At 70.2% G+C, this 24,382-nt stretch carries 18 protein-coding genes and 1 pseudogene; 16 read left to right on the top strand and 3 right to left on the bottom strand.

Going from position 1 to position 24,382, the window contains the following annotated elements; translation table 11 throughout:
* Positions 1 to 49 precede the first annotated feature (49 nt).
* From ilvN to serA, 3 genes and pseudogenes are all read left to right on the top strand, one after another.
* Entirely contained in the window at positions 50 to 577 is a 528-nt protein-coding gene (ilvN, locus tag ACIO1C_RS27930) for an acetolactate synthase small subunit (RefSeq protein ID WP_161311117.1), read from the top strand.
* Between the two features lie 101 nt (positions 578 to 678).
* A pseudogene (gene ilvC / locus ACIO1C_RS27935) lies at positions 679 to 1,710 on the top strand (ketol-acid reductoisomerase); the annotation flags it as partial.
* Positions 1,711 to 1,991: 281 nt separating this feature from the next.
* Positions 1,992 to 3,584 carry a phosphoglycerate dehydrogenase gene (serA, locus tag ACIO1C_RS27940; protein WP_401868307.1) on the top strand — a complete coding sequence of 531 codons (1,593 nt, stop codon included), beginning with the start codon at positions 1,992 to 1,994 and terminating at the stop codon, positions 3,582 to 3,584.
* Positions 3,585 to 3,780: 196 nt separating this feature from the next.
* Here the strand turns inward: serA and ACIO1C_RS27945 are convergent, their stop codons facing one another.
* Positions 3,781 to 4,926 (bottom strand): PucR family transcriptional regulator, encoded by a 1,146-nt coding sequence (locus ACIO1C_RS27945; protein WP_401868309.1) that lies wholly within the window; start codon positions 4,924 to 4,926, stop codon positions 3,781 to 3,783.
* A 151-nt stretch (positions 4,927 to 5,077) separates the two neighbouring features.
* Here ACIO1C_RS27945 and ACIO1C_RS27950 point away from each other — a divergent pair, with 151 nt between their 5' ends.
* Together ACIO1C_RS27950 and pruA are read left to right on the top strand one after the other, a co-directional pair.
* On the top strand, positions 5,078 to 6,004 hold the full coding sequence (locus tag ACIO1C_RS27950; protein ID WP_401868311.1) for a proline dehydrogenase family protein: 927 nt from the start codon (positions 5,078 to 5,080) through the stop codon (positions 6,002 to 6,004).
* Positions 6,005 to 6,087: 83 nt separating this feature from the next.
* The gene (pruA, locus tag ACIO1C_RS27955) at positions 6,088 to 7,719 is read left to right on the top strand and encodes an L-glutamate gamma-semialdehyde dehydrogenase (protein ID WP_401868313.1); all 1,632 of its coding nucleotides are present in this window, start codon (positions 6,088 to 6,090) and stop codon (positions 7,717 to 7,719) included.
* Positions 7,720 to 7,914: 195 nt separating this feature from the next.
* Here pruA and ACIO1C_RS27960 read toward each other — a convergent pair whose 3' ends face one another.
* A complete protein-coding gene (locus ACIO1C_RS27960) occupies positions 7,915 to 8,754 on the bottom strand; it encodes a DUF1206 domain-containing protein (protein ID WP_401868315.1) in 840 nt (279 codons plus the stop codon).
* 378 nt (positions 8,755 to 9,132) lie between these two features.
* On the opposite strand from ACIO1C_RS27960, the gene ACIO1C_RS27965 reads away from it, so the two are divergent.
* The 4 genes from ACIO1C_RS27965 to cimA all read left to right on the top strand — a co-directional run bounded on the left by ACIO1C_RS27965 (position 9,133) and on the right by cimA (position 13,698).
* Positions 9,133 to 9,261, top strand: coding sequence for a hypothetical protein (locus ACIO1C_RS27965; RefSeq protein ID WP_272925745.1), 129 nt, complete (start codon positions 9,133 to 9,135; stop codon positions 9,259 to 9,261).
* Between the two features lie 98 nt (positions 9,262 to 9,359).
* Positions 9,360 to 10,406, top strand: coding sequence for a 3-isopropylmalate dehydrogenase (locus tag ACIO1C_RS27970; protein ID WP_401868318.1), 1,047 nt, complete (start codon positions 9,360 to 9,362; stop codon positions 10,404 to 10,406).
* A gap of 228 nt (positions 10,407 to 10,634) precedes the next feature.
* Positions 10,635 to 11,726: a branched-chain amino acid aminotransferase gene (locus ACIO1C_RS27975; RefSeq protein WP_401868321.1), complete on the top strand. Its 1,092-nt coding sequence runs from the start codon at positions 10,635 to 10,637 to the stop codon at positions 11,724 to 11,726.
* 358 nt (positions 11,727 to 12,084) lie between these two features.
* Positions 12,085 to 13,698, top strand: coding sequence for a citramalate synthase (gene cimA, locus ACIO1C_RS27980; protein WP_401868323.1), 1,614 nt, complete (start codon positions 12,085 to 12,087; stop codon positions 13,696 to 13,698).
* A gap of 97 nt (positions 13,699 to 13,795) precedes the next feature.
* Here the strand turns inward: cimA and ACIO1C_RS27985 are convergent, their stop codons facing one another.
* Positions 13,796 to 15,685: a ricin-type beta-trefoil lectin domain protein gene (locus ACIO1C_RS27985; RefSeq protein WP_401868325.1), complete on the bottom strand. Its 1,890-nt coding sequence runs from the start codon at positions 15,683 to 15,685 to the stop codon at positions 13,796 to 13,798.
* A 285-nt stretch (positions 15,686 to 15,970) separates the two neighbouring features.
* On the opposite strand from ACIO1C_RS27985, the gene ACIO1C_RS27990 reads away from it, so the two are divergent.
* The 7 genes from ACIO1C_RS27990 to ACIO1C_RS28020 all read left to right on the top strand — a co-directional run bounded on the left by ACIO1C_RS27990 (position 15,971) and on the right by ACIO1C_RS28020 (position 24,355).
* Positions 15,971 to 16,948, top strand: coding sequence for a LacI family DNA-binding transcriptional regulator (locus tag ACIO1C_RS27990; protein WP_401868327.1), 978 nt, complete (start codon positions 15,971 to 15,973; stop codon positions 16,946 to 16,948).
* Between the two features lie 110 nt (positions 16,949 to 17,058).
* Positions 17,059 to 18,732: an ABC transporter substrate-binding protein gene (locus ACIO1C_RS27995; protein WP_401868329.1), complete on the top strand. Its 1,674-nt coding sequence runs from the start codon at positions 17,059 to 17,061 to the stop codon at positions 18,730 to 18,732.
* A 14-nt stretch (positions 18,733 to 18,746) separates the two neighbouring features.
* A complete protein-coding gene (locus tag ACIO1C_RS28000; protein ID WP_401868332.1) occupies positions 18,747 to 19,883 on the top strand; it encodes an ABC transporter ATP-binding protein in 1,137 nt (378 codons plus the stop codon).
* Positions 19,880 to 20,860, top strand: coding sequence for an ABC transporter permease (locus ACIO1C_RS28005; RefSeq protein ID WP_401868334.1), 981 nt, complete (start codon positions 19,880 to 19,882; stop codon positions 20,858 to 20,860). The genes ACIO1C_RS28000 and ACIO1C_RS28005 overlap by 4 nt, the downstream gene beginning before the upstream one ends.
* Positions 20,861 to 20,863: 3 nt before the next feature.
* Entirely contained in the window at positions 20,864 to 21,862 is a 999-nt protein-coding gene (locus ACIO1C_RS28010; protein ID WP_401868337.1) for an ABC transporter permease, read from the top strand.
* A complete protein-coding gene (locus ACIO1C_RS28015; protein ID WP_401868339.1) occupies positions 21,859 to 22,878 on the top strand; it encodes an ABC transporter ATP-binding protein in 1,020 nt (339 codons plus the stop codon). The genes ACIO1C_RS28010 and ACIO1C_RS28015 overlap by 4 nt, the downstream gene beginning before the upstream one ends.
* 64 nt (positions 22,879 to 22,942) lie before the next feature.
* Positions 22,943 to 24,355 carry a GH1 family beta-glucosidase gene (locus ACIO1C_RS28020; protein WP_401868342.1) on the top strand — a complete coding sequence of 471 codons (1,413 nt, stop codon included), beginning with the start codon at positions 22,943 to 22,945 and terminating at the stop codon, positions 24,353 to 24,355.
* Positions 24,356 to 24,382 lie beyond the last annotated feature (27 nt).

Here is a 24,382-nt window from a genome sequence, read left to right on the forward strand (position 1 = left end):
GGAAGACGACCGAGCCGAGAGCCCCAGAGAGAGCCCGAGAGAGACAGACATGTCCACCAAGCACACCCTCTCCGTCCTGGTCGAGAACACGCCCGGCATCCTTGCCCGGATCGCCGCGCTGTTCTCCCGCCGCGGCTTCAACATCGACTCGCTCGCCGTCGGTGTCACCGAACACCCCGACATCTCCCGCATCACCATCGTGGTGAATGTCGACGGGCTGCCCCTGGAACAGGTGACCAAGCAGCTCAACAAGCTGGTGAACGTCCTCAAGATCGTCGAGCTGGAGCCGAACGCGGCGATCCAGCGCGAACTGGTCCTGGTCAAGGTCCGCGCCGACAACGAGACCCGCTCCCAGATCGTCGAGATCGTCCAGCTGTTCCGTGCCAAGACCGTGGACGTCTCACCCGACGCCGTGACGATCGAGGCCACCGGTTCGAGTGACAAGCTCGACGCGATGCTCAAGATGCTGGAGCAGTTCGGCGTCAAGGAGCTGGTCCAGTCCGGGACGATCGCCATAGGGCGTGGCGCCCGGTCCATCACGGACCGCAGCCTGCGCGCCCTCGACCGCAGCGCGTAGCGCCCGGTAGCCGAGGGCCCCGGCCGTGGTTCGCATCGCGAGACCGGGACCCCGCCTCACCCCACCCGTCGTACGGTGGGAAGGCAAGACGAACCACCACGCAGAAGCAGAAGTGCAACCAAGGAGAAAAGCCAGTGGCCGAGCTGTTCTACGACGACGACGCCGACCTGTCCATCATCCAGAACCGCAAGGTCGCGGTCATCGGCTACGGCAGCCAGGGCCACGCCCACGCGCTGTCGCTCCGTGACTCGGGTGTCGACGTCAGGGTCGGTCTGCACGAGGGCTCCAAGTCCAAGGCGAAGGCCGAGGAGGAGGGTCTGCGCGTGGTGTCGGTGGCGGAGGCCGCCGCCGAGGCCGACGTCATCATGATCCTGGTCCCGGACCCGCTCCAGGGCAAGATCTACGAGGAGTCCATCAAGGACCAGCTCCAGGACGGCGACGCGCTGTTCTTCGGCCACGGTCTCAACATCCGTTACGGCTTCATCAAGCCGCCGGCCAACGTGGACGTGGCCATGGTGGCGCCGAAGGGCCCGGGCCACCTGGTCCGCCGCCAGTACGAGGAAGGCCGCGGCGTGCCCTGCATCGCCGCCGTCGAGCAGGACTTCTCCGGCAAGGCGTTCGCCCTCGCGCTCTCCTACGCGAAGGGGATCGGCGGCACCCGCGCGGGCGTCATCAAGACGACGTTCAAGGAGGAGACGGAGACCGACCTGTTCGGTGAGCAGGCCGTGCTCTGCGGTGGTACGGCCGCGCTGGTCAAGGCGGGCTTCGAGACGCTGACCGAGGCCGGCTACCAGCCCGAGATCGCGTACTTCGAGTGCCTCCACGAGCTGAAGCTGATCGTGGACCTGATGTACGAGGGCGGCCTGGAGAAGATGCGCTGGTCGGTCTCCGAGACCGCCGAGTGGGGCGACTACGTCACCGGCCCCCGCATCATCACCGACCAGACCAAGGCCGAGATGAAGAAGATCCTCGCCGAGATCCAGGACGGTTCGTTCGCCCAGACCTGGATGGACGAGTACCACGGCGGTCTGAAGAAGTACAACGAGTACAAGCAGGCCGACAGCGACAGCCTGCTCGCGACCACCGGCGCCGAGCTGCGCAAGCTCATGAGCTGGGTGGACAACGACGCGTAACCCAGCCGCCGGCCGGGGTCGTTCCCGGGCGCCGGACGGGCCTGGAGCCCGCCCGGCGCCCGGGGCGCGTATGGGTTTTCGCATGTGCCTCAGGCCGCTCCCGTACGGGATTCCCGTACGGGTGACGCAGTCGCCGAAGGCGGAAGTCCACACCCGGTGACAGCACTACACTGCTCAACACAAACGCGTCAGGCCCACAGCGTCGTGCGTCTTCGCGGTCAGACCTCCACCGCATGCGGCCGTCGGGACGGCCGTCCGCAATGGGACTTGTGAGGACTCACGTGAGCTCGAAACCTGTCGTACTCATCGCCGAAGAGCTTTCGCCCGCCACGGTCGACGCGCTCGGTCCGGACTTCGAGATCCGGCACTGCAACGGCGCCGACCGCGCGGAACTGCTGCCCGCCATCGCCGATGTGGACGCGATCCTCGTCCGCTCCGCCACCAAGGTCGACGCCGAGGCCATCGCCGCGGCGGGCAAACTGCGTGTGGTCGCCCGCGCGGGGGTGGGCCTCGACAACGTCGACGTCTCCGCCGCCACCAAGGCCGGCGTGATGGTCGTGAACGCGCCCACCTCGAACATCGTCACCGCCGCCGAGCTGGCCTGCGGTCTGCTGATCGCCACCGCGCGGCACATCCCGCAGGCCAACACCGCGCTCAAGAACGGTGAGTGGAAGCGCTCCAAGTACACGGGCGTCGAGCTGAGCGAGAAGACCCTCGGGGTCGTCGGCCTCGGCCGCATCGGGGTGCTGGTCGCGCAGCGCATGTCCGCGTTCGGCATGAACATCGTCGCGTACGACCCGTACGTGCAGCCGGCCCGTGCCGCGCAGATGGGCGTCAAGCTCCTCACGCTGGACGAACTGCTCGCGGTCGCGGACTTCATCACCGTCCACCTCCCCAAGACCCCCGAGACGCTGGGTCTGATCGGCGACGACGCGCTGCACAAGGTCAAGCCGTCGGTCCGGATCGTCAACGCCGCGCGCGGCGGGATCGTGGACGAGGTGGCGCTCGCCGCCGCCCTCAAGGAGGGCCGCGTCGCCGGCGCCGGTCTGGACGTGTACGCGAAGGAGCCCTGCACGGACTCCCCGCTCTTCGAGTTCGACCAGGTCGTCGCCACCCCGCACCTCGGCGCGTCCACCGACGAGGCGCAGGAGAAGGCGGGGGTCGCGGTCGCGCGTTCCGTACGCCTCGCGCTCGCCGGTGAGCTGGTCCCCGACGCGGTCAACGTCCAGGGCGGCGTCATCGCCGAGGACGTACGGCCCGGCCTGCCGCTCGCCGAGAAGCTCGGCCGTATCTTCACCGCCCTGGCGGGCGAGGTCGCGGTCCGGCTCGACGTCGAGGTGTACGGCGAGATCACCCAGCACGACGTGAAGGTGCTCGAACTCTCCGCGCTCAAGGGCGTGTTCGAGGACGTCGTCGCCGAGACGGTGAGCTACGTGAACGCGCCGCTGTTCGCGCAGGAGCGCGGTGTCGAGGTACGGCTCACCACCTCCAGCGAGTCCCCGAACCACCGCAACGTGGTCACCGTCCGGGGCACGCTCTCGGGCGGCGAGGAGGTGTCGGTCTCCGGCACCCTGGCGGGCCCCAAGCACCTCCAGAAGATCGTCGCCATCGGCGACTACGACATCGACGTCGCGCTCGCCGACCACATGGTCGTGCTGCGCTACGAGGACCGTCCCGGTGTGGTCGGCACGGTCGGCCGCATCCTCGGCGAGGCGGGCCTGAACATCGCGGGCATGCAGGTCTCCCGCGCGGAGGAGGGCGGCGAGGCGGTGGTGGTCCTCACGGTGGACGACAACGTCCCCGCCGCGGTTCTCACGGAGATCGCCGAAGAGATCGGCGCGGCCTCGGCCCGCACGGTGAATCTCACCGACTGACGCGGCCCCCGCGGTTCACGTCGTCCTCAAGCGCCGGACGGGCTTCTTGCCCGCCCGGCGCTTGTGCGTCCGGACGAGGTCACGGGGCCGGGGTCCGCGGCCCGTGCGCGACCGAGTAGCGCGCCATGCCGACTGAACGTCACCGCTGCTCATGATCACGCGGAAATGCTCACGAAACTGCGGAACCTACAAGGAGTCAGAGCCGCGCCGCCTTCAACCCCATGTGCAGCAGCAGGCGGTCCTCGCCCGAGGTCAGGTTCAGGCCCGTCAGGTGTTCGATGCGGGACAGGCGGTAGTAGAGCGTCTGGCGGTGGATGCCCAGGGCCGCCGCCGTGCGGCCCGCCTGGCCCGCGCAGTCGAGGTAGACCTCGGCCGTGTGGGCCAGTTCGGTGTGGGCGGGGGTCAGGAGGGGGCTGACCGCCGGGTCGGGGGTGGGCGGGAGGGTGGTGAGGAGGCGGTACGGGCCCATCGTCGGCCACTGGGCGACCGGGCCCAGGCGTGGCTGGGCCACCGCCGTACGGGCCGCCGCGACCGCCTCGTGCCAGGCCGCGGGCAGGTCGGACGGGCCGCGCCGGGGGGCCGAGGCGCCGGCCGCCGTGTCCTGGTCCGCGCTCTCGCGCAGCCGGGCCACCGCCGCCAGCGCCGGGGTGAGGGCGTCCGGCGAGCGCAGCCGTACGAGCAGGGCCAGCGCCACCTCGCCGCCGTACGGCAGACCGTCGTGGGGCAGGGTGCAGAGCGCCGCCGTGCCCGGCACCGCCCGTACCGAAGGCTCCTCGTCGCGCCACGGTGCCACGCACACCACCACGTGCGGCCCCTCCGCGCCCGGGCCGAGCGCCGTGCGCAGCGCGGTCAGCGCCGTGTCGCGCTGCCAGCCGGGCCCGGCGGTCAGCACCGCCCGCAGCTCGCGCGCCAGGTCCGTGCCGGCCTTGACCTCCTCGGCGAGCAGGTCGCCGATCCGGGCCGTCACCTCCATGGCCGTCGCCAGCCGGGCGGTGCCCGGGCCAGGGTCGGAGTCGTCCAGCAGCCATACGTACCCCAGCACCATGCCCCGGTGCCGTACGGGCAGGCAGATGCGGCCCCGGTAGACCCCCGCGTCCGGGGCCGCCGGGATCCGGACGGGGCCGGTGGCCCGCGTGATGCCGAACCCCTCGAACCACGCGCGGACCGCCGGGGTGGACTTCCTCGTCACGATCGACCGGGTCCTGACCGGGTCCATCGCCGTGTCGTCCTCCGTGTCGTGCGCGCCGAAGGCGATCAGCCCGAAATCGCGGTTCTCCAGCGTAGCGGGGACGCCGAGCAGCGCCGAGATCTCATCCACCAGGTCCTGGTAATCGCCCTTCATCCGGACATTCTCGCACCGCTCTCAGACAGATGTATGAGATCCCGCCCACGGATGCGTGACAGCTGTCGATGGCAGAGGATCGGACCGCTCCCTAGATTTTGAGCCGACGCCCGAACGCACCGGGCGCTCGTACTCACCGTGGAGGTGCCCAGTGCTGGGTCCCGTGATCCTGGCCGCCTCGCGCAGCGGCTCCCTGCGCCGCGCCGTCTCGGCCGCTCCGGTCACCAAGCCCGTGGTGGAGCGTTTCATCGCCGGTGAGTCGATCGAGGAGACGGCCCCCGTCATCCGGTCCATGGCGGCCCGCGGCCTGGAGGTCACCCTCGACGTCCTCGGCGAGGACATCACCGACCCGGCGGAGGCCCTGCGCGCCCGGGACGCGTACCTGCGGCTGGTCGAGGCCCTGGAGCCGCTGGAGCTGGGCGCCCGCGCCGAGATGTCGGTGAAGCTCTCCTCCTTCGGCCAGGCCCTGCCCGGCGGCCACGACCTCGCGCTCAAGAACATCACCGCCGTCGTCGAGGCGGCCGCCGCCATCGGCACCACGGTCACCCTCGACATGGAGGACCACACCACCGTCGACTCGACCCTCGCCATCCACGCCGAGGTCCGCCGCGACTTCCCGCAGACCGGCGCCGTCGTCCAGTCGTACCTCTTCCGTACGGAGGACGACTGCCGCGCGCTGTCGGCCGCCGGCGCGCGCGTACGGCTCGTCAAGGGCGCCTACAAGGAGCCCGCCTCCGTCGCGTACCAGGACAAGGCCGACGTCGACAAGGCGTACATCCGGAGCCTGCGGATCCTGATGGAGGGCGGCGGCTACCCGATGGTCGGCTCCCACGACCCCCGGATCATCGCGATCGCCCAGGACCTCGCGCACCGCGCGGGCCGCAAGCCCGACGAGTACGAGTTCCAGATGCTGTACGGCATCCGCGAGGCCGAGCAGGTGCGGCTGGCCGCCGAGGGCCACCGGATGCGTGTGTACATCGCGTACGGCACCGACTGGTACGGCTACTTCATGCGCCGCCTCGCCGAGCGCCCCGCCAACCTCGCGTTCTTCCTGCGCTCGATCGTCAGCCGTGGCTGACCCCGCCCGACCACACCGCTGATGAGGCTGCTGAAGCTGAAGCTGAAGCGGATGAAGAAGCCGATGAAGGAGATCCGCCACCCATGGACGCTGTGACACAGGTTCCGACGCCGGTCAACGAACCGGTGCACGGTTACGCCCCAGGATCGCCCGAGCGCGCCCTGCTGGAGGCGAAGCTCAAGGAACTGGCCGAGAACCCCGTCGACCTGCCGATGACCATCGGCGGCGTGAAGCGGATGGGCGGCGGCGCGCGGGTCGACGTCGTACAGCCCCACCACCACGAGGCGGTGCTCGGTACGTTCGCCGGCGCCACGGAGCAGGACGCCCAGGACGCGGTCGACGCGGCCCTCGCCGCCGCCCCGGCCTGGCGCGCCATGGCCTTCGACGACCGCGCGGCGATCATCCTGCGCGCGGCCGAGCTGCTGGCGGGCCCCTGGCGCGAGACGCTGGCCGCCGCGACCATGCTCGGCCAGTCGAAGACCGCGCAGCAGGCCGAGATCGACTGCCCCTGTGAGCTGGTCGACTTCTGGCGCTTCAACGTGGCCTACGCCCGTGACCTGCTCGCCGAGCAGCCGCCGGCCAACTCGCCCGGCGTGTGGAACCGGCTCGACCACCGCCCGCTCGAAGGCTTCGTCTACGCGATCACGCCGTTCAACTTCTCCGCCATCGCGGGCAACCTGCCGACCGCGCCCGCGCTGATGGGCAACGTCGTCGTCTGGAAGCCGTCGCCCACCCAGACCCTGGCGGCCGTGCTGCTGATGGAGCTGCTGGAGGAGGCCGGGCTGCCCAAGGGCGTCATCAACCTGGTGACCGGCGACGGGATCGCCGTGTCCGAGGTGGCGCTGCGCCACCGCGACCTCGCCGGCATCCACTTCACCGGCTCGACCAAGACCTTCCAGCACCTGTGGAAGACGGTCGGCGAGAACATCGAGACGTACCGCTCGTACCCCCGGATCGTCGGCGAGACCGGCGGCAAGGACTTTGTCGTCGCCCACCCGAGCGCCGATCCCGCGATCCTCAAGACCGCGCTGACCAGGGGCTCGTTCGAGTACCAGGGCCAGAAGTGCTCGGCGTCCTCGCGGGCGTACGTCCCCGCGTCGATCTGGAACGACGGCTTCAAGGAGCGGTTCGCCGCCGAGGTCGACTCGCTCACCATGGGCGACGTCACCGACCTCGGCCACTTCATGGGCGCCGTCATCGACGAGCGCGCCTTCGCGAAGAACAAGGCCGCGATCGACCGCGCCGCCGCCGACCCCACCTGCACGATCGTCGCGGGCGGGACGTACGACGACTCCGTGGGGTACTTCGTCCGGCCGACGGTCATCGTCTGCACCGACCCGGAGAACGAGGTCTTCACGACGGAGTACTTCGGCCCGATCCTCGCCGTGCACGTCTACGACGACGCGGACTACGAGAGCGTGCTCACGCAGCTGGAGTCGGTCTCGGCGTACGCGCTGACCGGCTCGGTCATCGCCAACGACCGCGCGGCGGCGGCCCGGACGATGGAGAAGCTGCGGTACGCGGCCGGCAACTTCTACATCAACGACAAGTCCACCGGCGCCGTCGTCGGCCAGCAGCCCTTCGGCGGCGGTCGCGCGTCCGGCACCAACGACAAGGCGGGCGCCCCGCAGAACCTGATGCGCTGGACGCTGACCCGCGCCATCAAGGAGACGCTGGTCCCGCCGACGGACTACCGCTACCCGCACATGGGCTGACGGCACCGGGCCCCGTCGTACCCCCGGACCCCCTCGTCCCCCCGGGGCCCCTCATACCCCCGGGGCCCCTCATACCCCCGCCCCCGCACCGGCGCCCCCCTCCGGAGCGGGGGCGGTGTTGTGCCTCCGTACGGGAGAGGGGCGCCGGTGCGGAGGCGGGGGACGCGGGGGACGCGTTCTGGGGTCGGCGGGCCGTCACACCCGGCGCCACCGGGCCATCGCGAACGAGAAGACACCGAACAGCACCAGCCCCGTCGCGACGAGCGCCAGCAGCCACGGGCCCGCAGGGGTCTCCGTGAACGAGCGCAGGGTGTCGTCGAAGCCCTTGGCCTTGTCCGGCTCGTACGTCACCGCCGCCTGGATCACGAACCCACCGATCGCGGCGAACAGGATTCCGCGCCCCGCACCCCCGCCGACGCCCGTCACGTCGACCAGCTGCCGGGTCCTGCGGGACATCTCACCGAGCTTCAGGTGCTTGTGGTACGAGCGCATCACCGCGCGCGTACCGACCCACAGACCGGCGACGACTATGCCCACGCCGGCGATCCCCACGATCCACTGGCCGCCGGGCCAGTCCAGCGCCCTCGCGGTGATGTCCTGCGACTGCTGGTCGCCGGACCCGCTGCCGCTGCTCTTCTCCCCGGCGGCGAACGCCAGGACCGAGTAGGCGACAAAGCCGTAGAAGACGAAGCGGCCCGCCGACATCAGCCGCTTGCCCGGCTTCCGGCCGTCGGGGCCCGCCGCGCCCACGATCGCCTCCGAGAGCCGCCACAGCGCCATCCCGACCAGTCCGATCCCGAGGACCCAGAGCAGGACCGATCCCATCGGCTGCTTCGCCAGCTCGGCGAGCGCGCCCCCGCGGTCGGCCTGTTCACCGCCCCCGCCGAACGCGATGCGCAGCGCCAGGACCCCGATGAGCAGGTAGATCACGCCCCGCGCGGCGAACCCCCAGCGGGCCGCCCCGTCCATCGCCGAGCTGTTCGCCGCCTGCCGCGCCTTGCCCTGGCCACTGTGTGAAACCGTCTGTGCGTCCATGGTGAAACCTCCGCTGTCCGGGTGCCCCCGGCCGCACGGCGGAAACGGCTGTCCAGGGGCGTCCACCCGGTAGTGGTCCCAGCACGCACCCGGCAGCTGTCCCGGCACTCACCCGGCACCGCACCGGCGCTTTCCCATGATCACCGTCTCAGATAGTAGGAAGTCCGAGTAAATAGAAGACAGGGCGGCCCCGCTCGCCTAGCTTGGAATGAGCCGAACGTCTCGCTTCATCGAGCGAACGCGGTAGATGGCACGCGCCCCCACGCAGGCAACCCCTGCCGCGTATGCCGCACCGCCCCTTCCGGCGCCTCGTAGACGCATCATGCGGCCCTCGTGCCGCATGTCTCCGCTCTCCGCTGCCTCAAGGAGTCGATCAACATGGCCGAGACCACTGTCCGCCGCGTCCGTCACACTCCCCGTACGAGCGAGTCCGAGCGCAAGAACGCCGCCGCGGCGCTCCAGCGCGCCCTCGACCGCAGGGACAACGGCGGCTCGACGGGCCACTGAGCCCCCAGTCAGGACCGCGGTATCCATGGAGATTGGCATCCGTGTCCACGGAATGGACACGCGATGTCAATCCATGGGACGCGGAGTAGGGTGCCGCTATGTCTCGCAGCATCAATCTCGCAGTGATCCCCGGTGACGGCATCGGTCAGGAGGTCGTCGCCCAGGGCCTCAAGGTCCTGCGTGCCGTCCTCCCGCAGGATGTGAAGCTGGAGACCAAGGAGTACGACCTCGGCGCGGGTCGCTGGCACCGGACCGGGGAGACCCTCCCGGACGCGGACCTCGAAGCCCTCAAGGGCCACGACGCCATCCTGCTCGGTGCGATCGGCGACCCGACCGTGCCGTCCGGCGTCCTGGAGCGCGGGCTCCTCCTCAAGCTGCGCTTCGCCTTCGACCACTACGTGAACCTGCGTCCGTCGAAGCTCTTCCCGAACACCGCGACCCCGCTGGCCGGCCGCCCCGGCATCGACTTCGTCGTCGTCCGCGAGGGCACCGAAGGCCCGTACACGGGCAACGGCGGCTCGCTGCGCACCGGTACGCCCGCCGAGGTGGCCACGGAAGTGAGCCTCAACACGGCCTACGGCGTGGAGCGGGTCGTCAGGGACGCGTACGCGCGCGCCGCCGCCCGCCCCCGCAAGAAGCTGACGCTGGTCCACAAGAACAACGTCCTCGTCTACGCAGGCCACCTGTGGAAGAACATCTTCGACCGGGTGGGCGAGGAGTTCCCCGAGGTCACCACCGACTACCTGCACGTCGACGCCGCGACGATCTTCTTCGTCACCCAGCCCGAGCGCTTCGACGTGATCGTGACCGACAACCTCTTCGGTGACATCCTCACCGACCTGGCCGCCGCCATCAGCGGGGGCATCGGCCTGGCCGCGTCCGCGAACATCAATCCGGACCGTACGTTCCCCTCGATGTTCGAGCCGGTGCACGGCTCCGCGCCGGACATCGCGGGCCAGGGGAAGGCCGACCCCACCGCCACCGTCCTCTCCGTCGCCCTCCTGCTGCGCCACCTCGGCCTCGACGCCGAGGCCGTCCGGATCGAGGAGGCCGTCGCGGCCGACCTCGCCGGGCGTGACGGTTCCGCGGCCGCGCGGACGACCGACGAGATCGGTGACGCGCTCGCCGTACGCGTAGCGAGCTGACCCGCCGCGACTTCTGACAGCCGCCGGGTCCTGTGACCCGGCGGCTGTGCTTTTGCGGCCTCCGGGTGACACCATCATCCCAGGACCGCATTCACTCGTTCCGGTTACGCCCCCGTCCTCTGTCAACGACGGGGGCGGTCGCCCGCCCGCATACTCGGACGTCCTAGTAGAGCCGTAACGGCGTGAACGCGGTCCGTCACACACAACCGGTGAAGGACGAGAGTATTCATGACCACGCCCACGACCACCCTGGAGCTCAAGCCCTCCGCGCACCCGCTGTCCGACGCCGAGCGCGAGCGGATCCTCGCCAACCCCGGGTTCGGCCGCTACTTCACCGACAACATGGTGACGGTGAAGTGGACCGAGGGCCGCGGCTGGCACGACGCGGAGCTGGTGCCGTACGCCCCGCTGTCGATCGACCCGGCGAACATGACCCTGCACTACGCGCAGACCATCTTCGAGGGGCTCAAGGCGTACCGGCAGGTGGACGGCTCCGTCGCCACCTTCCGCCCGGAGGAGAACGCGCGCCGCTTCCAGCGCTCCGCGCGCCGGATGGCGATGCCCGAGCTGCCCGTGGAGACGTTTGTCGCCGCGGTGGACGCGCTCATCCACCAGGACCGCGCGTGGGTGCCCGGCGTCGGTGAGGAATCCCTCTACATCAGGCCGTTCATGTTCGCGACGGAGGTCGGGGTCGGCGTGCGGCCGGCCAACGAGTTCCTCTTCATGGTCATCGCGTCCCCCGCCGGGGCGTACTTCGCCGGCGGCGTGAAGCCGGTCTCCGTCTGGCTGTCCGAGGAGTACGTGCGGGCGTCCCCCGGCGGCACGGGCGAGGCGAAGGCCGGCGGCAACTACGCGGCGTCCCTCATCGCCCAGGCCGAGGCCACGAAGCACGGCTGCGACCAGGTGGTCTGGCTGGACGCGACCGAGCGGCGCTGGATCGAGGAGATGGGCACCAACAACCTCTTCTTCGTGTACGGCGACAGGCTCATGACGCCCGAGCTGACCGGCACCCTCCTCGCCGGGGTCACCCGCGACTCGGTCCTGCGGATCGCCGCCGACCTGGGGTACGAGGTCACGGAGGGCCGCCTGACCGTCGACGACTGGCGCACCGGCAACGCCGACGGCTCCCTCACCGAGGTCTTCGCGTGCGGCACCGCCGCCGTCATCACCCCGGTCGGTACGGTCCACTCGGCGCGCGGCGGCTGGACGGTGGCGGACGGCCGACCCGGCGAGGTCACGATGAAGATGCGCAAGGCGCTGCTGGAGATCCAGTCGGGCGCCGCGCCGGACGCCCACGGCTGGCGGCACACCGTCGCCTGAGGTGGCCGTACGCACGTACGAGGACCCGCGTCCCGCGCCACCGGGGTGCGGGTCCCGCTACGGCGGCGGCCGAAAGTGATCGACCGCATCGTGAGACAGGGCTCCGTAAAGTGACCAGACGTGCGAAAATCGGCTCGTGCTCTCGTTCGTCATGATTATTGGCAGCAAGCGCGCCGGTCCGCAGTGACCGCCCCGTAGACCAGTACGGAGCGGACATCGAGCCTCGGACCCGCGCGCAGACCTCTCGCATCCGCGAGGGGTTTTTTCGTTTTCCGGCCCCACCCCGGCCGGAGACGGACCGCGCGTGGCGAGGGGGGCAGGTGGAGCCAGACCATCCACTCAACAGGAGCAGGACACCATGACCACAGAGTCCACGGGGCCCACGGGGAACGACGGTTTTCACGTCTTCGACACGACGCTGCGGGACGGCGCCCAGCGCGAAGGCATCAACCTGACCGTCGCCGACAAGCTGGCCATCGCACGGCACCTGGACGAATTCGGGGTGGGCTTCATCGAGGGCGGCTGGCCGGGGGCCAACCCGCGCGACACCGAGTTCTTCGCCCGGGCCCGGCAGGAGATCGACTTCCGGCACGCCCAGCTCGTCGCCTTCGGCTCCACGCGGCGCCCCGGCGCCAAGGCATCGGAAGACCCGCAGGTCAGGGCGCTCGTGGAGTCCGGCGCGCCGGTGGTCACCCTGGTCGCCAAGGCGCACGACCGCCATGTCGAACTGGCGCTGCGCACCACCCTCGACGAGAACCTCGCGATGATCCGCGACACCGTGTCGTACCTGCGCGAGCAGGATCGCCGTGTCTTCGTCGACTGCGAGCACTTCTTCGACGGCTACCGCGCCAACGCCGAGTACGCCAAGTCCGTCGTACGCGCCGCCGCCGAGGCCGGCGCGGACGTCGTGGTCCTCTGCGACACGAACGGCGGCATGCTGCCCGCCCAGATCCAGGCCGTCGTGGCCACCGTCCTCGCCGACACCGGCGCCCGGCTCGGCATCCACGCCCAGGACGACACGGGCTGCGCCGTCGCCAACACCCTCGCCGCCGTCGACGCGGGCGCCACCCACGTCCAGTGCACGGCCAACGGCTACGGCGAGCGCGTCGGCAACGCCAACCTCTTCCCGGTCGTCGCCGCGCTGGAGCTCAAGTACGACCAGCGGGTCCTGCCCCCCGGCGCGCTCGCCGAGATGACCCGGATCTCGCACGCCATCGCCGAGGTCGTCAACCTCGTCCCCTCCACCCACCAGCCGTACGTGGGGGTCTCGGCCTTCGCCCACAAGGCCGGCCTGCACGCCTCCGCGATCAAGGTCGACCCCGACCTGTACCAGCACATCGCCCCCGAGCTGGTCGGCAACACCATGCGGATGCTGGTCTCCGACATGGCGGGCCGCGCCTCCATCGAGCTCAAGGGCAAGGAGCTGGGCGTCGACCTCGGCGGCGACCGCGACCTGGTCGCGCGGGTGGTCGGCCGGGTCAAGGAGCGCGAGCTCAAGGGGTACACGTACGAGGCCGCGGACGCCTCCTTCGAGCTGCTGCTGCGCGAGGAGGCCGAGGGGAAGCCGCGCGTCTACTTCCGTACGGAGTCCTGGCGCGCGATCGTCGAGGACCGCCCCGACGGCACCCACGCCAACGAGGCCACCGTGAAGATCTGGGCGAAGGGCGAGCGGATCGTCGCCACCGCCGAGGGGAACGGCCCGGTCAACGCGCTGGACCGGGCGATGCGGGTCGGCCTGGAGCGGATCTACCCGCAGCTCGCCAAGTTCCAGCTGGTGGACTACAAGGTCCGCATCCTGGAGGGCAAGCACGGCACCGACTCCACCACGCGCGTGCTGGTCACCACGTCGGACGGCACGGCCGAGTGGGCCACGCTCGGGGTCGCGGAGAACGTCATCGCGGCGTCCTGGCAGGCGCTGGAGGACGCGTACACGTACGGCCTCCTACGGGCCGGGGCCGAGCCGGCCGAGTGAGACCCGGCGGAGTGACCGGGCATGACGCCGGACGGGCTGTTTCCAGCCCGTCCGGCGTTTTCCGTGCGGTCGATGGCCTGACAGCGATCCGGTCCGGCTACTGGAGGCGCCACTTCTGATTGGCGGCCCCGGTGCAGGCCCAGATCTGCGCGCGGGCTCCGTTCGCCGACGAGTTCCCCGTCACGTCGAGGCACTTGTTCGCCCCGAGGTTGACGATGTCGCCCGATCCGGAGTTGTACGTGAACTGCTGGGCCGTGGAGCCGTTGCAGTCGTACAGCTGCACCTTCGCGCCGTCCGCCGTGGAGGCCGCCGTCACGTCCAGGCACTTGCCGAGCGTCCTGATGGTGTTGTCCGTGCCGACGGTCCAGTTCTGGGCCGTCGAGCCGTTGCAGTCGTAGAGCTGGACGGCGGTGCCGTTGGCGCTCGAACCGGACGCCGCGTCCAGGCACTTGCCGGCGAGGCCCCGGAAGGTGCCCGTCGAACCGGTGCCGCCCCCGCCGCCCGCCTGGGTGCCCGACCAGGTGAACGTGGCCGAGGTCTTGCCGGGGAGCGAGTAACTGAAGTTCTGGCCGCCCCAGTTGACCCGCAGGGTCTGCGCGCCGGTGCCGTCGTTGTACGCGATCAGCGCCTTCGAGCCGTCCGTGTTGCGCCAGGCCACGTTCGGGACGGTGCCGCTGGCGGTGGAGGAGATCCGCGAGGCGCCCGGCTTCACGAACTTGGTCAGGTGGCCCATCGTGTAGTACTCGATGTTGTAGTCGACCTGGCCGTGCCGGCTGTCACCGTTGTGGACCGTGATCAGACCGTCGCAGGTGCCGCAACCACCGTTGTGGGGACCGCGGTTCTGGTCCACCGCGAGGGACCACTTGGTCACCGACTTCGCCCAGTTACGGGTGTAGTCGATGATGTTGTTCATGTCCTCGCGCTGCTGGTTGGCGATCCACGTGCCACCGGAGTGCTCCGTCTGGAACGCGTCCATCGTCGGGTACTGGTTGTGCACGGTGGTCTGCTTGGCGATGTCGCCGCCGTAACCGTGCCAGGCGACCCCGCCGAAGTTCGGGTGGTTGCGGACCGCCGGGTCGTTCACGGTCTCCGCGGCGTACGCGTCGTACGTGTCCCAGTTCCAGTCGTGCGCCAGCACCTTGGTGGGCAGGCCGGCGGCCTGGAGCTTGGGCAGCAGGTTGCTCTTGGTGAAGAACGCCAGGCCGGAGCCGTTCCAGCTCATCGACGGGTAACTGGAGCAGCACGTCGGCTCGTTCTGCGCCGTGACGTAGTCGATCGGGATGCCCTGGTCGCGGTACGCCTGGAGGTACTTGACGAAGTAGTCGGCGTACGTGCCGTAGTTCTCCGCCTTCAGCCAGCCGCCATTGAGCTGCCCGTTGTCCTTCATCCAGGCCGGGGCGGTCCAGGGCGACGCCACGTTGGTCATGGCCGGATTGAGCTGCTTCGCCTGCTTGGTCAGCGGCAGCACGCCCCGGAGGTCGTGGGCGATCGAGAACTTCGACAGCGTGGGGTCGGTCTGACCCGCCGGCACGTCGTCGTACGTGTAGCCGAAGCGGGCGAGGTCGGAGCCGCCGATCGGGTTCCGGTTGAAGGAGAGCCCGATGCCGTCGGTGGGGGAGAACAGCTTCCTCATCGTGGCGTCGAGGGTCGCCTGCGAGAGCGCGCCGCTCTCCTTCATCAGGTACGCGGCGGTGTCGGTGAAGGACGCGCCGCCGCCCGTGAAGGTCTGGTAGCGGGTGTTCTCGTCGACGGTCACGTTCGTGCCGCTGCCGCCGTTGCCCGACTGGAAGTTGACGGGAGTCTGCTGCTGGAGCCCCCGGGTGACGACCCGGCCCCCGGCGTCGCTCGTCGTCGTCAGATAGATGTTGACCTGCTCGCCCGCGGCCTGGGCCGGCCCGGCGGACAGGCCGGTGAGCCCGGCCGTCGCCAGGGCGCCCGCGAGGAGGACCCTCGTCAGACGCCGTCCTTGAGCACTCGATCTCGCCATGTGACTGCTGCCCTTCTTGGCACAGAGGTGGGGGGTTACGCGATGGTGCCTGCGGCGTGAGTGAACTGCTGTTGCGAACTCCCGTCAAGAGGCGGCGCATTCACAACCTGAACGCATAACTCCCTTGGCCCGCTACTGGCCTGCTATGCACCAAAGGTGCGGACCAATCTCGACGTGAAGTATTGACGGCAGTGTTGCCTCCCGGTTAACTCACCGCCCAACGCCCGGTACCGGTTCCGGAAGCGGTTGCGGTACCGGTTCCACACCTCGACGCGGAGGCCCCCGATGCGTGTCACGATCGCCGACGTCGCCCGCCAGGCGGGCGTCAGCAAGACGACCGTGTCCCGCGTCATCAACACCAAGGGCGAGGTGGACGGCGGTACGGCGGCCCGTGTCCGCGCGGTCATCGCGCAGCTCGGGTACGTACCGAGTTCGGGCGCCGTCGGACTGGCGCGCGGGAGCAGCCGTACGGTCGGCATGCTGGTGCCCTCGCTGACCTGGCCGTGGATGGGCGAGGTCCTCCAGGGGGTGGTCGACACCGTGGAGGCCGCGGGGTACGGGCTGCTGCTGTTCACCTGCAACCGGGGTGCCGAATCGGTTCAGCGGTTCACCACCCAGGTCTCGGCCCGCGCCTTCGACGGACTGCTCGTCGTCGAACCGGAGAACACCCTCGACACCATCATCGGCCTGCACCGCCAGGGCCTGCCCGTCGTCCTGATCGACGACCGCGGCAGCCACCCCGAGGACTTCCCCTCCGTCGTGACCACCAATTTCGAGGGAGGCGCGTCCGCGGCCCGCCATCTGCTGGCCGACGGACGCACCAAGCCGCTGGTCATCACGGGCCCCGCGCATTTCGGCTGCGTACGCGACCGGCTCGCCGGCTTCCGGCACGTCCTGCCCACCGACCGGGTCGTGGTGGGTGACTTCACCGAGCTGTCCGGACGGCTCGCGGTGGAGAAACTCCTCAACGGCCGGGTCGCGTTCGACGCGGTGTTCGCGCACAACGACATCAGCGCGGCCGGCGCCCTGCGGGCCCTGCGGGCCGCCGGGAGGACCGTCCCCGACGACATCGCCGTGGTCGGCTTCGACAACATCCCGATGGCCCGGCACACCGAGCCTCCGCTGACGACCGTCCGCCAGCCCGCACGGCAGATGGGCGAGACGGCGGCGCGGATGCTGCTGGAACACCTGGGAGGGGCGGCCGCCCCCGACGAACCGGTCGTCCTGCCCACCGAACTCGTCGTCCGGCAGTCGGCGCCGTAACGACAGCGCACCGCATGCACGCAACGCCCTGTACCCCACGCACCGCCTTGCACCCCACGCACCGCAGCGCAGTTGTCCGCCAGATCTCGTAGTCCTTCCTGGAGACCCCCATGTCCGCACACCGCAAGCTCCGGGCGCTGGCCGCCGCCACCGTCGTGGCCGCGCTCGCCGCCGGATGTTCCTCGGCCAACTCGGATGCCAACCGGAAGGCCGGCGGCGCGTCGGGTGTGCTCACCGTCAGCATGCCGAACGGCCCCCAGACCAACAACAGCAACCCGTTCCTGGGCACGTCGGCGGGCGCCTCGCTCGGCTACCGCTACATGATCTACGAGCCGCTGGCGATGACGAACCTCATCCGGCCCAGCGAGAAGGCGAAGCCCTGGCTGGCGACCGGCTGGGAGTGGGAGTCCAACTTCACGAAGGTCACCTTCACGATCGACCCCAAGGCCAAGTGGTCCGACGGCAAGCCGCTGACCGCCGAGGACGCCGCCTTCACCTTCGAACTGCTGAAGAAGTACCCGGCGCTCAACGGCAACGGCCTCCAGTTCGACGGCATCGAGGCGCAGGGCGACAAGCTCGTCCTGACCTTCAAGGAGAGCCAGTTCGTCAACCAGAACAAGATCCTCCAGACGTACGTCGTGCCCAAGCACATCTGGGAGACCGTCAAGGACCCGGCGACCTGGCCCAACCGGACGCCGGTCGGCTCGGGCCCGTACAAGCTCAAGACGTTCACCCCGCAGACCACCACCCTCACCGCCCTGCCCTCCTACTGGAAGGGCACGACGCAGGTGAAGGAGCTGCGCTACACGTCGTACAACGACAACAGCGCGCAGACCACGGCCCTGGCGAGCGGCCAGACCCAGTGGTCGTTCGTCTTCATGCCGAACTACAAGCAGCTGTACGTCGCCAAGGACCCCAAGAACAATAAGCTCTGGTTCCCCTCCGGGCTCGGCATCCACGGCCTGTGGTTCAACACCACCCGGGGCCCGCTCGCCGACAAGGCGCTGCGCAAGGCCATGGCGATGGTCGTCGACCGCCGCGCCATCCACGTCCAGGCCCAGGCCACGCTGTACCCGGAGATCACCAATCCGACCGGCATCCCGCTGCCCGCCGGTGACGCGTTCCTCGCGCCCGAGTACAAGAACGCCACGACCAAACCCGATGTCGCGGGGGCGAAGAAGCTCCTCGCCGAGGCCGGGTACAAGCTCGACGGCGGGGTGCTCAAGGACCCCAAGGGCAAGGCGGTCTCCCTGACCTTCACGGACCCGGCGGGCTGGAACGACTACATCACCGGGCTCGCGATCATCAAGGACAACATCAAGCAGCTCGGCATCGACGCGAAGGTCAAGACCCAGACCGCGGAGTCCTGGACGTCGGACGTCACCAACGGCAACTTCGACGCCACGCTGCACTGGACCAACAGCGGTCCGACGCCGTACGACATGTACCAGAACATCATGGACGGGGAGCTGCTCCAGCCCGTCGGCAAGCCCTCCCAGCTCGGCAACTTCGGCCGCTTCGACAGCCCCGAGGCGACCAAGGCGCTGCGGGAGTACGCCAACGCCACCGAGGACGCGGCCCGGACGACGGCCATGAACACCCTCCAGAAGGTCATGGTCGAGGACGTGCCGATGATCCCGACGGCGGCCGGCCCGATCGGCGCGGAGTACTCCACCAAGTACTGGGTCGGCTGGCCCACCGAGGAGAACCCGTACGGCCCCCCGCAGCCCACCCAGCCCAACTCGCTGGACGTCGTGCTGCACCTCAAGCCCGCGGCGAAGTGACGGCGGGACCGGCCATGACCCCCCAGAACACGACCGCCCAGGACGACCCCACCGCCACCGGCCAGGACGGACCCGACGGCCACGACCACGCCGTCGTGCTCGAGGCCCGCGGTGTCACCAAGCACTTCCCCGTCCGGCGCACCGGCGGCGACCTGCTCGCCGGCCGTCACCGCAGCGTCCACGCCGTGGACGACGTGTCGCTGTTGCTGCGGCGCGGCACGGTCACCGCGCTGGTGGGGGAGTCGGGCTCGGGCAAGTCCACCGTCGCCCGGCTGCTCGCCCAGCTGTACCCCCTCACCGAGGGGGAGATACGGCTCGGCGGCAAGCCCGTCAGGGCGGGGCGCGGCCGGTCCTTCCGCGCGTACGTCAAACAGGTCCAGCTGATCTTCCAGGACCCGTTCGCCTCGCTCAACCCCGTACACACCGTGCGCTACCACCTCACCCGCTCGCTGCGGATCCACGGCAAGCGGGGCACGGAGGAGGAGTCGTCCGCGCTGCTGGAGCGGGTGCAACTCACCCCGCCCGGGCAGTTCTTGGACAAGTTCCCGCACGAACTCTCCGGCGGGCAGCGCCAGCGCGTGGCCATCGCCCGCGCGCTGGGCGCCGACCCGCAGGTGCTGCTGGCCGACGAGCCGGTCTCGATGCTCGACGTCTCCATCCGGCTCGGCGTGCTCAACCTCCTGCGCGACCTCAAGGAGCGGCTGCGGCTGGCGATCCTCTACATCACCCACGACATCGCCTCCGCGCGGTACTTCGCCGACACGACGCTGGTGATGTACGCGGGCCGGATCGTCGAGGGCGGGGACAGCGAGACCGTCACCCAGCGCCCCGCGCACCCGTACACCCAGCTGCTGATCGCCTCGGCGCCCGACCCCGACCGGATCGTGGCGGAGGAGCGGCAGGAGGAGACCGGCACCGGCGAACCCCCGTCGCTCATCGCACCCCCCGCCGGGTGCCGCTTCCACCCCCGCTGCCCGCGGGCCATGGAGCGCTGCCGTACGGAGCTGCCGCCGCGCTTCGAGCTGGCGGACGGCCAGTGGGCGGCCTGCTGGCTGTACGAGGACGGCGCCGACGCAGGGAAGGGCCCGGACGCCGGGGGCGCTTCCGCCACCGGGGGCGCGGGCGCCGCGCCGGAGGTGACCGCACCGTGAAGTACGTCCTCCAGCGGCTCACCTTCTACGCCGTCACCGCCTGGGCCGCGATCACGATCAACTTCCTGATCCCGCGGCTGATGCCCGGCGACCCGGTCCAGGCCCTGATCGCCCGCTTCCAGGGGCAGCTCGACACCAGCGCCGTCAACTCCCTCAAGGCCCTCTTCGGCCTCGACAAGGAGCGCTCGCTCTGGCAGCAGTACACCGACTACTGGTCGCAGCTCCTCCAGGGCGACCTCGGGCTGTCGTTCACCTTCTTCCCCACCCCGGTCAGCGAGGTCATCTCCCAGTCGCTGCCCTGGACCCTGGCCCTGGTCGGCACCACCACCCTGATCAGCTTCCTGCTCGGCACCGGCATCGGCGTCTACAGCGGCTGGCGGCGCGGTTCCTGGCTGGACGGGCTGCTGCCCGTCACCACCTTCATCTCGTCCATCCCCTACTTCTGGCTCGGCCTGATCGCCATCGCGCTGTTCGCCGTGAAGTGGCCGCTGTTCCCGGCCTCGGGCGGTTACGACGGCTCGCTGGTGCCCGCCTTCGACGTGCCGTTCCTCTCCAGCGCGCTCTACCACTCGGTCCTGCCGGGCATCACGATCGTGCTGAGCGCCGTGGCGGGCTGGATCCTCGGCATGCGGAACATGATGGTGACCGTCTCCTCCGAGGACTACGTGATGGTGGCCCAGGCCAAGGGCCTGTCGGAGCGGCGCGTGATGTTCTCGTACGCCGCGCGGAACGCGATCCTCCCCAACATCTCCGGCTTCGCCCTCTCCCTCGGGTTCATCGTCGGCGGGACGCTGCTGGTGGAGATGGTCTTCTCCTATCCGGGCATCGGCTATCAGCTCTTCCAGGCCGTCGGCGCCAAGGACTACCCGCTGATGCAGGGCGTCTTCCTGATCATCACGCTCTCGGTGCTGGCCGCGAACCTGCTGGCCGACATGGTCTACCTGCTGCTCGATCCGCGTACCCGGAAGGAGGCCTGAGCCATGGCCGTCACCGCAACCGAAGTCGCCGTCCTGGACGCGGCTCCCGCCCCGGCGCCCGCCCGGCGCACGCGGCTGCGTTTCCTGCGCGGCGGCAAGACCGTCACGGGTCTGGCGATCCTCGGGTTCTTCGTCGTGCTGGCGGTCATCGGCCCGTGGATCGCGCCGTACGACCCGGACAAGATGAGCGACGACATCCTGCGGCCGCCCTCCGGGGCGCACTGGTTCGGCACCACCCAGACCGGCCAGGACGTGCTCTCGCAGATCCTCGTCGGCACCCGCGGGGTGCTGATCGTCGGCTTTGTCGCCGGATTCTTCGCGACGGTCCTCGCCGTGCTGATCGGGGTCAGCTCCGGTTTCCTCGGCGGGGTCGCGGACGAGCTGCTCTCGGCGCTCTCCAACATCTTCCTGGTCATCCCCGCGCTGCCGCTGATCATCATCATCGCCAGCTTCGTCTCGGACGCGGGCGACCTGCTGATCGCCGTGGTGATCGCCTTCACGTCCTGGGCTTGGGGCGCCCGGGTCCTGCGCGCGCAGACGCTCTCCCTGCGCCGCCGCGACTACGTGGAGGCGGCGCGGGCCACCGGGGAGCCCACCTGGCGGATCATCTGCTTCGAGATCATGCCCAACCTCACCGCCGTGATCGCGTCCGGCTTTGTCGGGACGGTCATCTTCGCGGTCCTGCTGGAGATCACCCTCGCCTTCACGGGGGTCGCCGACATCTCGAACTGGAACTGGGGGACGGTCCTGTTCTGGGCGCAGTCCAACCAGGCGCTGGCGCAGGGCGCGTGGTGGTGGTTCGTCCCGGCGGGGCTCTGCATCGCCCTGCTCGGCGCGGCCCTCTCGCTGATCAACTTCGGGATCGACGAGTTCATCAACCCCCGGCTGCGTACGGAGACGGGCGCCTCCCGGAAGGTCAGGATGCGGGTCGGCTTCACGCCGGTGGCCCGCAGGGACCGTACGCCCGACGCCCGTACGCCCGACAAGGAGCCGCGCGCATGACCGGCCGTCCCGTCCTGACCATCCGCGGCCTCGATGTCGACTACGGCACCGGCACCCACGCCGTGCACGCCCTGCGCTCCGTCGACCTCACCCTGCACCGGGGCGAGGTGCTCGGTCTCGCCGGCGAGTCCGGCTCCGGCAAGTCGACCCTCGCCTACGCGGTGACCCGGCTGCTCTCCCCGCCGGGGGTGATCACCGGGGGAGACGTCCACTACCACCCGCCCGGCCGGGACCCGGTGGACCTTCTCGCCCTCACCGCACGGGAGTTGCGGGCCTTCCGCTGGCAGGAGCTGTCGATCGTCTTCCAGGGCGCGATGAACTCCCTCAACCCCGTGCACACCGTCCACAGTCAGCTCACCGACGTCCTCCAGGCCCACCGCCCCCAGATGCGCGCGGCCGAACGCACCGCCCGCGCCGAGGAGTTGCTCACGCTCGTCGGCATCTCCAAGGACCGGCTCTCCGCCTACCCGCACCAGCTCTCCGGCGGCATGCGGCAGCGGGTGATGATCGCGATGGCCCTCGCCCTGGAGCCCGAGATCGTCATCATGGACGAACCGACCACCGCCCTCGACGTGGTGATGCAGCGTCAGATCCTGCGCAAGCTCGTCAGCCTCCGCGAGGAGCTGGGCTTCTCGGTCGTCTTCATCACCCACGACATCTCCCTGCTGATCGAGTTCTCCGACCGGATCGCGATCATGTACGGGGGACGGATCGTCGAGGAGGCCGCCTCCGCCGACATCTACCGCGACCCCCGCCACCCGTACAGCGACGGCCTGTTGCACTCCTTCCCCGCCCTGCACGGCCCCCGCCGCGAGCTGACCGGGATCCCGGGATCGCCCCCGCACCTGACCGCGATGCCGGCCGGCTGTGCCTTCCACCCCCGCTGCGGCAAGGCGTTCGCGCCCTGCTCGTCCCACGTCCCGGTCCTCGCGGGGCCGCCCGGCGAACCCGACCGCACGGTGGCCTGCTGGCTGCACCACACCCCGCCCGCCCCCGGCCCCACCGACCCCGGCTGATCCCGACCGCTTCCGCCTCCGCCCACCCGCGCACTCGTGTGCTTTCCCCTGACCCAGGAGACCCATGAACGCCATCACCCCCCAGGGCCTCACCCGCCCCGCCGTGGCGATCCCCGGCCTGCCCGCGGACTTCCGCTGGGGCGTCGCCACCTCCGCCTACCAGATCGAGGGAGCGGCTGCCGACGACGGCAGGACCCCCTCGATCTGGGACACCTTCTGCCGGGTGCCGGGGGCGGTCGCCGGAGGGGAACACGGTGACGTGGCCTGCGACCACTACCACCGGATGCCGCAGGACGTGGAGCTGATCGCGGGTCTCGGGGTCGACACCTACCGCTTCTCGCTCGCCTGGCCGCGCGTCCAGCCCGGCGGGACCGGACCGGCCAACGCCAAGGGGCTGGACTTCTACAAGCGCCTGGTCGACGAGTTGCGGGACCGGGACATCACCCCGTGGATCACGCTCTACCACTGGGACCTCCCGCAGGAGCTGGAGGACGCGGGCGGCTGGCCGGCCCGCGACACCGCGTACCGCTTCGCCGACTACGCGGCCCTCGCGTACGACGCCCTCGGCGACCGGGTCGAGCACTGGACCACGCTCAATGAGCCCTGGTGCTCCGCGATGCTCGGGTACGACGCCGGGGTGCACGCCCCCGGCCGCACCAACTTCGGCGAGGCCATCCACGCCGTCCACCACCTGCTCCTCGGCCACGGGCTCGCCGCCCGGCGGATCCGGGACGCCGCCGGGGACCGGCCGCTCGAACTGGGCATCACCCTCAACCTCGGCACCGCCACCCCCGAGACGGCCAGCGAGGCCGACGCCGAGGCGTGCCGCCGCGCCGACGGCCTCGGCGGCCGCCTGTACCTCGACCCGCTCGTCCACGGCCACTATCCCGAGGACACCCTCGCCGACCTGGCGGCGCGCGGCGTCGAGATCCCCGTCCAGGACGGCGACCTCAAGACCATCTCCACCCCGATCGACATCCTCGGGGTCAACTTCTACCGGGGCACCCTCTTCTCCGGAGTCACCGAGGAGGGGTCCCCGGTGGGCGCCGACGGGCTGCCCGTCACCCGTGGCGTCCCCCGTGATCTTCCCCGTACCGCCATGGACTGGGAGATCACCCCGACCGAACTGACCGATCTGCTCCTGCGCCTCCAGCGGGAGTACGCCGTACCGACGGTGATCACCGAGAACGGCGCCGCGTTCGACGACGCCGTGGCCGCCGACGGTTCCGTCCCGGACGCCGACCGCACCGCGTTCCTCGCCGACCACATCGAGGCCGTCGCCGCGGCCCGGGAGGCGGGAGCCGACGTACGGGGCTACTTCGCCTGGTCGCTGATGGACAATTTCGAGTGGGCGTACGGCTACGACAAGCGCTTCGGGATCGTCCGTGTCGACTACGACACCCAGGTCAGAACCCTCAAGGACAGCGCCAAGTGGTACCGCGACACGATCGGCCGCACCCGGGCCGCCAAGCGGTAGCACGCACCGCACCCACCCGCACTCCCC

This window comes from Streptomyces sp. NPDC087420 (genome assembly GCF_044744165.1).
GTDB lineage: Bacteria > Actinomycetota > Actinomycetes > Streptomycetales > Streptomycetaceae > Streptomyces.

What these genes read in the sequence shown, in the direction of transcription:
- ilvN (WP_161311117.1), top strand. Translation starts at nt 50, where the DNA reads ATGTCCACCAAGCACACCCTCTCCGTCCTGGTCGAGAACACGCCCGGC.
- ACIO1C_RS27945 (WP_401868309.1), bottom strand. Translation starts at nt 4,926, where the DNA reads ATGAAGGGCGATTACCAGGACCTGGTGGATGAGATCTCGGCGCTGCTC.
- pruA (WP_401868313.1), top strand. Translation starts at nt 6,088, where the DNA reads ATGGACGCTGTGACACAGGTTCCGACGCCGGTCAACGAACCGGTGCAC.
- ACIO1C_RS27960 (WP_401868315.1), bottom strand. Translation starts at nt 8,754, where the DNA reads ATGGACGCACAGACGGTTTCACACAGTGGCCAGGGCAAGGCGCGGCAG.
- ACIO1C_RS27965 (WP_272925745.1), top strand. Translation starts at nt 9,133, where the DNA reads ATGGCCGAGACCACTGTCCGCCGCGTCCGTCACACTCCCCGTACGAGC.
- ACIO1C_RS27970 (WP_401868318.1), top strand. Translation starts at nt 9,360, where the DNA reads ATGTCTCGCAGCATCAATCTCGCAGTGATCCCCGGTGACGGCATCGGT.
- ACIO1C_RS27975 (WP_401868321.1), top strand. Translation starts at nt 10,635, where the DNA reads ATGACCACGCCCACGACCACCCTGGAGCTCAAGCCCTCCGCGCACCCG.
- cimA (WP_401868323.1), top strand. Translation starts at nt 12,085, where the DNA reads ATGACCACAGAGTCCACGGGGCCCACGGGGAACGACGGTTTTCACGTC.
- ACIO1C_RS27985 (WP_401868325.1), bottom strand. Translation starts at nt 15,685, where the DNA reads ATGGCGAGATCGAGTGCTCAAGGACGGCGTCTGACGAGGGTCCTCCTC.
- ACIO1C_RS27990 (WP_401868327.1), top strand. Translation starts at nt 15,971, where the DNA reads ATGCGTGTCACGATCGCCGACGTCGCCCGCCAGGCGGGCGTCAGCAAG.
- ACIO1C_RS27995 (WP_401868329.1), top strand. Translation starts at nt 17,059, where the DNA reads ATGTCCGCACACCGCAAGCTCCGGGCGCTGGCCGCCGCCACCGTCGTG.
- ACIO1C_RS28000 (WP_401868332.1), top strand. Translation starts at nt 18,747, where the DNA reads ATGACCCCCCAGAACACGACCGCCCAGGACGACCCCACCGCCACCGGC.
- ACIO1C_RS28010 (WP_401868337.1), top strand. Translation starts at nt 20,864, where the DNA reads ATGGCCGTCACCGCAACCGAAGTCGCCGTCCTGGACGCGGCTCCCGCC.
- ACIO1C_RS28015 (WP_401868339.1), top strand. Translation starts at nt 21,859, where the DNA reads ATGACCGGCCGTCCCGTCCTGACCATCCGCGGCCTCGATGTCGACTAC.
- ACIO1C_RS28020 (WP_401868342.1), top strand. Translation starts at nt 22,943, where the DNA reads ATGAACGCCATCACCCCCCAGGGCCTCACCCGCCCCGCCGTGGCGATC.